Here is a 9,791-nt window from a genome sequence, read left to right as displayed (position 1 = left end):
TAAGTATCAGGAACTGGAAAAACATCGCTGCAAGAAGTCCGGTTCTCACGTCTCTGATGATGTTATCGAGTTCTGCAAAACCGAGGGCATTCTTCGCGAAGAATTCACGCTTAAATCACGCTTTCTCCTTCAAAACGGCCTGGCTTTTCTTGGCTCAATTACTCAACAAAAACTTAACGATATTTATAACGAACGTACACAACTTCAGAGGTTAGAGGGTATGAAATACGAAAATTTTAACGATCTTCCTTTGCGTCTTCGCTCTACTTATGCGAGCTGGAAGCTTGGTTTACCTATTAATCTTAAGCGCACAACTTTCTATCGTCATCGCACTGAACTTCTTTCCTACGGCATTGATATTTCTATCCCCAACAACGTTCACTATCTCCCCGAACGGGTTCGCACTGTCCAGCTCAAGGCGCTCACAGCCCCCGACTGGTACATCCAGAACTACGGTTAATTTTTCTTGTGTCCGGATTTACTGCCGTTCCGGGTTTAACACTGATTAGGCATTTATGGAGTTACTAATGATTGATTCTCAAGTTCTTTCTGTTTCTTCTTTTATCAGTAAAAAAACAGGTGTTACTTACTATAACAGTGAGATTTTTATTCCTCTTCTCGGAGTTCTTTTGCCTTTTATGTCTGATTCTCCTTTTCAGGCTAATTCCAAGGGCAAGGTAGTTCTTGGTCTTTCACAAGATCGTCGTGGTCTTCGTATTACTGATTTTCATCCTACGTCTGCTTCTTAGTGCCCAGCCTCTAGCCTTCGGGGCTAGGGGGTGTGTATTGATCTGCATGCCGTATTTTTCTTTAACCTAAAAGGAGTATCAAAAATGGAACTGTTGAAATCTCGGGCTTTGTACATGATTACGGTTCTCATCGGCCTGTTCTCTCTGCCCATGTTTGCCCATGCCGATATGTCTGCTGACGTGACCGCTGCGATTGCTCAATTTGCTGCTGTTAATACTGCAATCCCGGTTGTTGGTGGGGCTTTCTTGCTGGCATTAGGTCTGCTGGCTGCCTGGAAACTCATCCGTGGCGCGTTCGCTTAATTGAGGAAGGGGGGGTTACCCCCCTTTTTTACTATGTCGATCACATACACTCTTGCCTGTGCTGATAACAGCGAGCTCACGCTTACCGAAGTCTCTGCCGGTGTTTTCTCGCCCGTTTGTCAGTCCAGTATTGCCCCGGTAGCCGTTCCCATGGCTAATGGCCTGTCTGATCTTTCTTGGTCTGACGTTGGCGCTTTGATTGGGGCGCTTCTTATCGCTTGCTGTATCGCTGCTTCCTACAACCTTCTTTTCTCGATGTTTAACCGAAAATGAGGATTTTATGCTTATCGACTCTCTCCAAGGCTTTGTTATTGCTTCTGCCTTTCTTGTTCTTTTTATCCTTTTCCGCTAGTGCTGCATCCACTGCGCCTTATCTTTATGTCTCCAGCTTTGAGGGGTCATCTCCCAGCGTTTTTACTGATTTGCAGTCTGCCTGTGATGCTCATGTTCCGCCTGATTACTCCTTCGTTGATGCTCGGCCGAATTACGGTACTGTTGGTAGTACTAATGTTGGTGATTATTATGTTGCTGCCAACTACGATACCGGGTCTTTAGCCCGTTGTAGTTACTCTAACGCTGGTGGTTTTTTTATTTATCGTAACTTTTTTTACGGTCCCACTTGTTCTGGTTCTTTTCCTACCACTCAAGGGGGTGTCAAGGTCTGCGCCTCTTGTCCTGATGGTTTTGTCGATCAGGGTGGCGTCTGTACTAATGCGCCGCCTGATTGTCCGGCCTTGGGTACCTCTGTTGGCCATACCCTCATTACTGGTGACATAACTGGTACCGCGTCAATTGCTGGCACTGGTGTTTGCATCTCTAATCCTTCTGGCGGGGGTTCTCCGGGCGCTGTTTGCGGTGTTCAGTGTAGCTCTGGCGCTGTCTCGGTTGATCCTGTCACCGGTGTGTCTCAAATGTACTGTCAGGCTGCTTCTTTTACTGGTGGTACTTGCTCTCCTAGTTCTGTCGCCGCTGCTGATCCGGGTCCTGATCCTGATTTTGGGGTGGATAAAGGGCCTGAAGGTGGTTGTCCTTCCGGTACTGTGCCTGGTCAGATTAATGATCTGGATGTTTGCCTTCCCTCTGGCAGCACTGTTCAGACTGATGTCAGAAAGACGACTCAAGGCAATAAGACACTCACTACGACCAAGAATCAGACTGTCAATCCTGATGGGTCTGTCACTACTACGATTACCAATATCTTCAATGATGGTACTTCTGAGACTGTCAGTAACACTGTTACCAATGATGGAAAGATAAACGCTGGTAATGACTCTGGTAACAATAACGGGGGCAAGGATGGATCTGAAGACATGCCTATCCCTGATATGGATACTTCTCTGGGTGGATTTGAAGCGCTTCCGACTCGGGTACCTGACAACCCGGTGTTTTCTACCAGCATCATCGCAACATCTGCATCCTGTCCGCCGCCCATTGCCTTCACGGTGATGGATATTGATCTCTCAATTGACTTTGAACCTGTCTGTGACCTTGCCCCTATGATCCGCGCAATTATGCTGATTCTGGCCGGTGTGGTTGCCTTACGTGTGGTGGTATCCAAATGATTTCAATCGCTGTCTCTGTCATCACCGGCGCTCTGCGCTGGCTTACCATTACTGCGTTACCGGTTATCGGTACCAGTATAGTTGTTGGTCTTTTTGTCCGTGCTGGTATTGGTATTGGCTCTATGGTTGTCATCATGTATTCGGCTGAATATATGCGTGACTTCATCCTCTCTCAAGTCTCTGCTCTGGGGGGCAATTCCGTTGCTGGCGCTTATGCAATGGATATGCTCTCGCTCTTCGGTATATTCGAGGGTCTATCTCTCATCATCTCGGCCTACTTGGCTAAGGCCACGTGGCTCATGATCCAGCCGTCGTTAACTTGGCTGACTAATCCACCCGGTAACTAATGCTTACCCTGATTACCGGCAGCCTTGGTACTGGCAAGACGGCTCTAATGGTCAAGTTGCTGACTGAACATAGCAGCTACCCTGACAGTGCCGTTGTTGTTGGTGTGCGCGAGTGGCAAGGGGGAGGGGCTTACTATGCGCTTCCGGGACAAGACGTTCTCAAGAATCAGGCGCTCATTGATGAAATAGGCAAGCTGCCCGGTACGGTTTATGTTGTTGATGAAGCTAAAAAAATCTGGCCATCCCGCATTGCTGGTAAGCCTGTCCCTGAATTTATTGATTCTCACCTGGCTGAATCCAGATCGATTGCTCAAGACTGGATATTTACTGCACAAGCGCCCACGCAAATTGATGTGGCTCTCCGCCGCCTCATCGGTCGTCATATTCATCTCGAACTGACGCCTTTCGGGGTTAAGTACTCTGAGTCTGGTCAAATCCGTGAGGATCTGAAGTTCACCAGGGATGAATCTCGGAAATATGATTTCCCGAAGGAAAGTCTAAAACTCTATCGCTCTGATGATGGGGTTACCGACTCCCATAAAAAAGGGTTAAGCCTTCCGAAGCGTCTGATCTATCTCGGGCTTCTGATGGTCTTTTTGATCTCCATCGTTGCTTACTTTGCCTCAAACTCTACGATCTTCAAATCAGTTGTGGGGATGGATGGGGAAAAAAAGGAAGTCCAGAAAACCACGGAAACCAAGAAAGAGGGAATATCTCAATCTCAAGCGACTAAAACCGCGAGTTTCGACATTCTCCCCATCACACACGCCCCGAATCACTACTATTACGCCCCAAGGGATCCGGCGATCCCCGAACTCGCCAAAGCCCCACGAATCCCCGTTGCCTGCGTCTCGTCTGCGACCAGGTGTATTTGCTATGATCAGTACAGCCAAAGGATTGAAGAAATTTCCCTCAAACGCTGTAAGGATTTCATCGACAACAAAAACCGCCTTGCTTTTGCACGTGATCAGGTGAAACGACCTGAAAAAAGTCAAACTACTTATTAAGTATTTGTATTCGATGCCGCTATTTTTAAAGAGCGTTCCCTGTGCTCGCAATCCATATGGAGATTAAAATGTCTGACGATACAAGGATTACAGAACCTCATGATAAAAAACGTATTAATATTGGCCAATCTTATGAGGTTAACTATTGGAAGAAAAAGTTTGGGGTTAGTGAGGATGAATTAGTGGCTGCTGTTAATAAGGTGGGCACCTCCGTAGATGAAGTGGAAAAATACTTTAAAAAAAATTAATTGATTAGCAGAAAATCTCGGGCATGGGCGGGTTTGGTTTATGCCCGTTTTGTCCCGAGTTTTCGTCGCGGGTCTTACCACGGTGTTGCCCGTAGGCCGCCTGTCACAAACCGCCTTCCATCTTACTGAACTGAAACGTTTAATAAACCAGTTTTCTCGCGCTTGCTGCGTTCTTCCTAGTTAGTCATGATGTACGCGTGATTTCTACCAGCCTTTATAGCCTTTACTGGTTTCTTCGCTTTTACAAACGTAATAATGCTCGTAAGCGCAGGTATTACCGCCTTATTGCAGACGAAAAAAAACGCCTGTTGCTGGCAGGCGTCGATCCGGAAGAATTGAGGTTGTTCTGTCGTCATTTGTCTAACCCGCGTAACGAGTTTGCCATGAGAAATTTAACCAACTATCAAAAAACGATGCGATCAAATCGCTCCTTCTCCTCTGGTTTCTCCTTCTATTAGATTTCGTATAATTTACATTATGTAAAATCTAATAGACGGAGAGTATTCAGAAGAAAGGCAGATTACATCGCTAATCTGATCTACGAACTGATAAACCCTTTCGGATCATTGAGGCTAGCGTGCTGAAGAGCACAGTTTCAAATGCCCGCCCCGAGCGGGTTTTTTTTCGTCTGGAGAAAAGAAGAATGGATGATCTGCTGTACGGCGTAAGCGTAGAAACGTTGCAAGAAATCACCGGGGAAGAAACGCGAGTAATCAAACAGTGGAAAAAAGGCACGAGAAGGCCATCAGAATCAGCAATAAGGCTGGTCAAATTGTTCTTCCATGGCCAGGTGAGTGAATTACTAGGGAGTGGCTGGAATGGCTTCTACTTCAAGAATGGGCTGATATATGTGCCTGAATGGAGAAATGGTTTCAGTGCAGACGATATACGCGCCCTGTTCTTCCGGTGTCAGATGGTTGCGTATCTGGAGAGCGAGATCAGACTGTTGAAAGAAGAGATACTGCGAAGATCAGAGGAAATGGAAATGCTGGAAGTCAAAGCAGAGTTTTACAGGCGGCAAGTCAGCGCCGAAAGCAAGTTCGGGCTGATGCTGGAAAGGTGTTTCAGCTAAAGAAAACAAAAATCATCACGATTAGGTAAGAAAACAAAGGAGAAACAATGTTTGAAACCTATTTACGTGATAAGAAAAGAATATACAGATCATTCTGGACAGAAGAAAAAGCAAGAGCGATGCTTGAGTTCGATGCTTTGGTGTATAGAAGAGACTTAGACGGAATGAAGATCGTGGCAATTCTGGAGTACAAAAAATCAGTATTGCTGTTTCACAGGTTCGACGTTCAGAGGGATCACCCAAGGTACCTAAGAGGAATAACGTTGAAAGCATACAAAGAAATCGGACTGATCTAAAAGCAACCCCAAACCCGTTTTGTAGGAATACGTGGGGTGAGAACTTGCACAAATCAGCAAACCGGTAAGACCCGCGACGAAAACAGCTGCAACCCACGATTACTGATGACCCGTAATCGCGGGAGTCGCTGATTTTCTGCTAGACAACGCAAGGAGATAGGGATTGGATACGATGCTCAGTTATCGAATCACCAACATAGCCAAATCGCCGGCTGGCGCAAAAAAACAAAGAAATTCAGACTTTCGTTTCTTGACCCGGCCAGCCAGAGGTGACAGCTTTGCGGCATGTTTCAGGGGGGATGATGAGACGCTCGGCAGATTTGCCATAGCAAACGCATTTCGTTTCATTGGAGACACAGGCAGATACTTTTGACCAGTCTACTTCACTGGATACCAGGGCAAGCGTGACAGGATGAGCAACGGTTGATGTTAATTTTTTCTGGGATGAATGAGGGTCAGAGGGTTGAGTGCTTGTTTCAGGCTTGAGGGTTTCTGAAAACTGCGAAGTACGGGCCATTACGCCAGTATAGGAACGATAGAAGAAAAAACCCGTGGCAATGAGGATGAGTGGAAACAAGTAAACGATGATCGGAACGGTCATTCGTTGCTTGATATGGGTCGATGCAGAGCGGTAAAGACCAAACGCCTTTTTAGGAAGTTTATAGCCTGTTTTGATGGCGCTTAAGCGTGAACTGACCGCGCGAACGGTAGCACAGTATTCGGGCCACTCGTAGAGCTGACGGCCAGCCCATGTTTTGCGAATGTGAAGATGCTTGTCCACAACGGCCAGAACGTTCTTGTGAACGAGCTGGGGAGATTGGGTAATGAGGACAATTTCAAGGCCGTGATGGCGATGTTTGGTGAGATAGGATATATCTTCAGAAGGGGCTTTAGAGCCGGATGATGGCCAGAGAAACTGAACCTCATCAATAACGATTAAAGAGCCTTCAGCAATGTTCTTAAGTTTGGTTGGTCGCTCATCGTCGGGAATGGGGATACCGGTAGGATTATCAACTTCGATCACTTCCCGTTCCGGCCATTGCTTAATCTGGCTATAACTGAGAGATATTACCGGCAGCTTGAGTTCAGGGATGCCAGCGGTGTAGATGATTCTCCCCTCTCCAACCGCTTTCTTGATGATGTACCAGACGGCATAGAGCGTCTTGCCGCCGCCCGGTACTGCGGTGATTAAGGTAATGCTCATGTGGGGCTAAGTATGCCGAAGGTTTTACGCATGATCTGCATACCAACCCGATACATGATCGCGGTTGCAATCATGGCAAAGAAGGTACCAAACCCGGCAAGACCGAGCAGATCAAAGGCAGCCTGGGGGATAGCGTCAAAGTAGCCTTTTACCGCATCCAGTGCGGCCTGCATGGCCCCCGTAACGCCCGTATAGCTGACAACACCAACGCCGAGAGTCGATAGCACTTTTTTGGCAAGGTTGCCAACAGTAGACTCAAGGAACGCGCCTAAACCGGTTTCAATAAGCATGTGAACCCCTTAATCAAATTTAAAGCCAGCGAGAATATAAAAAGAGAGAAACGCGCCAAGTGTGAGAACTACCGGGCGCAAACCTTCTGCAAAAGTGCAGAAAGGGGCAAAAGAAAATTCCAACCCGTAGATACCAACATCAATATCAGCGGGACAAGTACCGGCTGACCAAGGGGTCTGCTGGTTATTGTCGAGCTCTTCCTGAGCATCAATGACTTGAGTAAGCAGCGGTATTTCCGGGACACCACCGTGATTCATGGTGACATCTTCAGGTTCTGGCGGCTTGGGCGGTTCCGGGGGTTGATTATCAGAGGTTGAGGTTTGAGAACTGGTGATTTCATTGTTTTCGTTGTAATTGGTAATCGTAGTTGTCTCAGTAACGTTATAAGTAACGTTACCAGCCGTGCTGGTGTCTTCGACTTTGACAGACGTGGTTGCCACTTGCGTACCAGTGACATTGCCTTGAGAGTCTTTGGTTTGCGTGGATGTTTGAGCGATCTGTTGAGTAACCGGCGCAGATTGGGTTGATGCATTGACCGGCACAGGGGCATCAGAGTTATAGAGAGCTTCAGCGACTTGTTGCGGTTGGGCGGCAAGTTTGGTTTCTGCAGAAGCCCAATCTGATTCAGTAGGCGCGCGATTATTATCAACAGGTGGATCGACACAATCCATATAACCACGAGCTACATACGAGAAACCAGCAGTACCAGCAAGAGTACAAGAAGAAAGACTATCGGGAGAACGCATCCAATAGATTGTCTTACCCGGATTACTGTTCCGAACTAAATTACAAACGTACTGAGGAGAAGAAGAAAAACCAGCAGCATCCTCACAAGTGGCATAACCATTGGGGAAAATACCCGGAGTAATAACCGACAACTGACCATCAACAAGGCAAAGATCACTAAGATCACAGACGGTATCGTAAAAGGTAATAGCAGTACCGATCAGCGGAAGAGTCTTAAGGAACCGGGTTGCGGCTTTGGCAACTTTGGTAGGGACAACCGGAAAAGATTTTTGAACCGGAACGGGGAAATTACCTTTTGAAGTGGATACGTCAATTGACTTCGAGAGACCCGCATCAGGGTACATAAGGGATGTAGTGCCGTTGCCGCGAGTGATGTGCAGATCACCATCAATAGATTTCAGCTCGCCAAAATCAGGCGTATAGGTCGCCGAGTGAGATGGGGCATAGAAAGCGGCGAGAACAACAACAATGATCAGCCGCGCAAAAGTATCCATGTGGCCCCTACTATGGCGATGAAAAGCGATGCAGTGTTGAAATCAATATCAAGCATTATTTTCTCCTTTTGAAAGAAATTCGATTAATCGAAAACAGATATCGAAATAGCCCCAGAAAAAGCCGAATAAAAGAAAAAAGAGATAAAAATCCATATCACCTACTCCGAACAACGTTAATGATTTGCTTGATACACCATGCGGAAATCCAAACGCCAACAATGAGCCAGGCCATTCCGATACCATCGTTTAATTGCAGATCAGGATCACAAGCAATCTGCTGAGGGATGTAATCCGTTACGGTCGTAACAAGCGTATTAACATCTGTACGAGACAGAACAATCTTTGCTTCAGAAGGCGCGCACTGGATCAAATACGCGCCGTCTTGGGATACAGTCGGGCAATTACTGGCAATCTCCTGATGAAGATCGAGAGCGGTAGAAAAACATTTGCCTTGGTAGTAATTGCCCATGGTTACGCCTTACTTGAGTACGCGACGAATCCAGGCGAAAGCAACAATGGCAATCACCACGCCCAGAATAGCAGCGCCAGCTGTGCCGACGTCTGCTGTGGCGTCAGTGATAGCTGTGGTTACAGAGGCTGGAAGTTCAGCGTGAGCAGATGCGCCAAACAGGAAGAAAGGCAATGCACAGGTTGCTTGTTTGATGTATTTCATTTTTGATACTCCATAGTTGATTTAAAGAAAGATGGCGTGTAACACACACCCGTTACCCGCATAACAAGTTACGGGGTAACGGCTGGGGGCTAACTACCTACCTGAAAATCAGTAACGCGCAACGCTTTGCGATCTGCGGTATAGCCAAGAACCGCTTTACCTTTAGCGCCTAGCTGAAAGGGCTTATCGGACATCAAAGGCAACTGTACAAACAAAGAAGGAATTAATACTTCACAGGTATACCAAGTAACTTGATCTCTGCGACTAATGAACTTATCCGTTTTGAAAATTTGTGCGTCAAACATTTTTTGCTCCTATAGAGTAGTGTTGTAAAAAAATTAACCGTAGTTTTGGATATACCAGTCGGGGGCTGTCAGTGCCTTGAGCTGGACAGTGCGAACCCGTTCGGGGAGATAGTGAACATTGTTGGGAATAGAAATATCAATGCCGTAGGAAAGAAGTTCAGTGCGATGACGGTAATAAGTGGCCCTACTAATATCCAGAGATAAACCAAGTTTCCAACTGGCATAAGTAGATCGAAGCCGAAAAGGTAAATCATTAAAATTATCGAATTTCATATCTTCCAACCTCTGTAATTGAGTGCGATCGTTATAAATGTCGTTAAATTTTTGTTGAGTAATTGAGCCAAGAAAAGCCAGGCCGTTTTGAAGGAGAAAGCGTGATTTAAGCGTGAATTCTTCTCGAAGAATGCCTTCGGTTTTGCAGAACTCGATAACTTCTTGCGATACGTGAGATCCGGATTTCTTGCAGCGATGTTTTTCCAGTTCCTGATATTTG

The 9,791-nt window shown here is 46.5% G+C and carries 17 protein-coding genes; 10 read left to right on the top strand and 7 right to left on the bottom strand.

Annotation, left to right across the window (positions count from 1 at the left end):
* The 10 genes from BM331_RS11165 to BM331_RS11115 all read left to right on the top strand — a co-directional run.
* Positions 1 to 460 (top strand): phage/plasmid replication domain-containing protein (locus tag BM331_RS11165; RefSeq protein ID WP_256214904.1); only part of this gene is annotated, 460 nt, incomplete at its 5' end.
* A 67-nt stretch (positions 461 to 527) separates the two neighbouring features.
* On the top strand, positions 528 to 749 hold the full coding sequence (locus tag BM331_RS11160; protein ID WP_074929537.1) for a hypothetical protein: 222 nt from the start codon (positions 528 to 530) through the stop codon (positions 747 to 749).
* 84 nt (positions 750 to 833) lie between these two features.
* Positions 834 to 1,052, top strand: a complete 219-nt coding sequence (locus tag BM331_RS11155) for a major capsid protein (protein ID WP_074929536.1) — start codon at positions 834 to 836, stop codon at positions 1,050 to 1,052.
* A gap of 33 nt (positions 1,053 to 1,085) precedes the next feature.
* A complete protein-coding gene (locus tag BM331_RS12085; protein WP_143100963.1) occupies positions 1,086 to 1,325 on the top strand; it encodes a hypothetical protein in 240 nt (79 codons plus the stop codon).
* A complete protein-coding gene (locus BM331_RS11715) occupies positions 1,322 to 2,614 on the top strand; it encodes a virulence factor TspB C-terminal domain-related protein (protein ID WP_143100962.1) in 1,293 nt (430 codons plus the stop codon). The genes BM331_RS12085 and BM331_RS11715 overlap by 4 nt, the downstream gene beginning before the upstream one ends.
* On the top strand, positions 2,611 to 2,961 hold the full coding sequence (locus BM331_RS11140) for a hypothetical protein (protein WP_074929533.1): 351 nt from the start codon (positions 2,611 to 2,613) through the stop codon (positions 2,959 to 2,961). The genes BM331_RS11715 and BM331_RS11140 overlap by 4 nt, the downstream gene beginning before the upstream one ends.
* The gene (locus tag BM331_RS11135) at positions 2,961 to 3,968 is read left to right on the top strand and encodes a zonular occludens toxin domain-containing protein (RefSeq protein WP_074929532.1); all 1,008 of its coding nucleotides are present in this window, start codon (positions 2,961 to 2,963) and stop codon (positions 3,966 to 3,968) included. The genes BM331_RS11140 and BM331_RS11135 overlap by 1 nt, the downstream gene beginning before the upstream one ends.
* A gap of 68 nt (positions 3,969 to 4,036) precedes the next feature.
* Entirely contained in the window at positions 4,037 to 4,216 is a 180-nt protein-coding gene (locus BM331_RS11130) for a DUF3606 domain-containing protein (protein ID WP_074929531.1), read from the top strand.
* 577 nt (positions 4,217 to 4,793) lie between these two features.
* Positions 4,794 to 5,288 (top strand): hypothetical protein, encoded by a 495-nt coding sequence (locus tag BM331_RS11120; RefSeq protein ID WP_371265357.1) that lies wholly within the window; start codon positions 4,794 to 4,796, stop codon positions 5,286 to 5,288.
* Between the two features lie 47 nt (positions 5,289 to 5,335).
* Entirely contained in the window at positions 5,336 to 5,584 is a 249-nt protein-coding gene (locus tag BM331_RS11115; RefSeq protein ID WP_074929528.1) for a hypothetical protein, read from the top strand.
* A 235-nt stretch (positions 5,585 to 5,819) separates the two neighbouring features.
* Here BM331_RS11115 and BM331_RS11110 read toward each other — a convergent pair whose 3' ends face one another.
* The 7 genes from BM331_RS11110 to BM331_RS11080 form a co-directional block, all read right to left on the bottom strand.
* Positions 5,820 to 6,788 (bottom strand): zonular occludens toxin family protein, encoded by a 969-nt coding sequence (locus tag BM331_RS11110; protein ID WP_074929527.1) that lies wholly within the window; start codon positions 6,786 to 6,788, stop codon positions 5,820 to 5,822.
* Positions 6,785 to 7,078, bottom strand: coding sequence for a DUF2523 domain-containing protein (locus BM331_RS11105; protein WP_074929526.1), 294 nt, complete (start codon positions 7,076 to 7,078; stop codon positions 6,785 to 6,787). The genes BM331_RS11110 and BM331_RS11105 overlap by 4 nt, the downstream gene beginning before the upstream one ends.
* Positions 7,079 to 7,087: 9 nt before the next feature.
* Positions 7,088 to 8,320, bottom strand: a complete 1,233-nt coding sequence (locus tag BM331_RS11100; RefSeq protein ID WP_074929525.1) for a virulence factor TspB C-terminal domain-related protein — start codon at positions 8,318 to 8,320, stop codon at positions 7,088 to 7,090.
* Between the two features lie 154 nt (positions 8,321 to 8,474).
* Complete coding sequence (locus BM331_RS11095) at positions 8,475 to 8,789, bottom strand: hypothetical protein (protein WP_074929524.1); 315 nt, start codon at positions 8,787 to 8,789, stop codon at positions 8,475 to 8,477.
* Between the two features lie 9 nt (positions 8,790 to 8,798).
* The gene (locus tag BM331_RS11090; protein ID WP_074929523.1) at positions 8,799 to 8,993 is read right to left on the bottom strand and encodes a major capsid protein; all 195 of its coding nucleotides are present in this window, start codon (positions 8,991 to 8,993) and stop codon (positions 8,799 to 8,801) included.
* 89 nt (positions 8,994 to 9,082) lie between these two features.
* The gene (locus BM331_RS11085) at positions 9,083 to 9,298 is read right to left on the bottom strand and encodes a hypothetical protein (protein WP_074929522.1); all 216 of its coding nucleotides are present in this window, start codon (positions 9,296 to 9,298) and stop codon (positions 9,083 to 9,085) included.
* 33 nt (positions 9,299 to 9,331) lie between these two features.
* The coding region (locus BM331_RS11080; protein ID WP_256214903.1) for a phage/plasmid replication domain-containing protein at positions 9,332 to 9,791 on the bottom strand (460 nt) is incomplete at its 5' end.

The sequence above is a fragment of the Nitrosomonas eutropha genome, assembly GCF_900116685.1.
Lineage (GTDB): Bacteria > Pseudomonadota > Gammaproteobacteria > Burkholderiales > Nitrosomonadaceae > Nitrosomonas > Nitrosomonas eutropha_A.
The sequence above is the reverse complement of the archived record's forward strand: the minus strand, read 5'-3'. Positions and strand labels throughout refer to the sequence as shown.

Bases quoted from the DNA above. Each gene is read 5' to 3' on its own strand.
- BM331_RS11155 (WP_074929536.1), top strand. From the start codon at position 834: ATGGAACTGTTGAAATCTCGGGCTTTGTACATGATTACGGTTCTCATC.
- BM331_RS11140 (WP_074929533.1), top strand. From the start codon at position 2,611: ATGATTTCAATCGCTGTCTCTGTCATCACCGGCGCTCTGCGCTGGCTT.
- BM331_RS11115 (WP_074929528.1), top strand. From the start codon at position 5,336: ATGTTTGAAACCTATTTACGTGATAAGAAAAGAATATACAGATCATTC.
- BM331_RS11090 (WP_074929523.1), bottom strand. From the start codon at position 8,993: ATGAAATACATCAAACAAGCAACCTGTGCATTGCCTTTCTTCCTGTTT.
- BM331_RS12085 (WP_143100963.1), top strand. From the start codon at position 1,086: ATGTCGATCACATACACTCTTGCCTGTGCTGATAACAGCGAGCTCACG.
- BM331_RS11135 (WP_074929532.1), top strand. From the start codon at position 2,961: ATGCTTACCCTGATTACCGGCAGCCTTGGTACTGGCAAGACGGCTCTA.
- BM331_RS11085 (WP_074929522.1), bottom strand. From the start codon at position 9,298: ATGTTTGACGCACAAATTTTCAAAACGGATAAGTTCATTAGTCGCAGA.
- BM331_RS11110 (WP_074929527.1), bottom strand. From the start codon at position 6,788: ATGAGCATTACCTTAATCACCGCAGTACCGGGCGGCGGCAAGACGCTC.
- BM331_RS11100 (WP_074929525.1), bottom strand. From the start codon at position 8,320: ATGGATACTTTTGCGCGGCTGATCATTGTTGTTGTTCTCGCCGCTTTC.
- BM331_RS11105 (WP_074929526.1), bottom strand. From the start codon at position 7,078: ATGCTTATTGAAACCGGTTTAGGCGCGTTCCTTGAGTCTACTGTTGGC.
- BM331_RS11715 (WP_143100962.1), top strand. From the start codon at position 1,322: ATGAGGATTTTATGCTTATCGACTCTCTCCAAGGCTTTGTTATTGCTT.
- BM331_RS11130 (WP_074929531.1), top strand. From the start codon at position 4,037: ATGTCTGACGATACAAGGATTACAGAACCTCATGATAAAAAACGTATT.
- BM331_RS11095 (WP_074929524.1), bottom strand. From the start codon at position 8,789: ATGGGCAATTACTACCAAGGCAAATGTTTTTCTACCGCTCTCGATCTT.
- BM331_RS11160 (WP_074929537.1), top strand. From the start codon at position 528: ATGATTGATTCTCAAGTTCTTTCTGTTTCTTCTTTTATCAGTAAAAAA.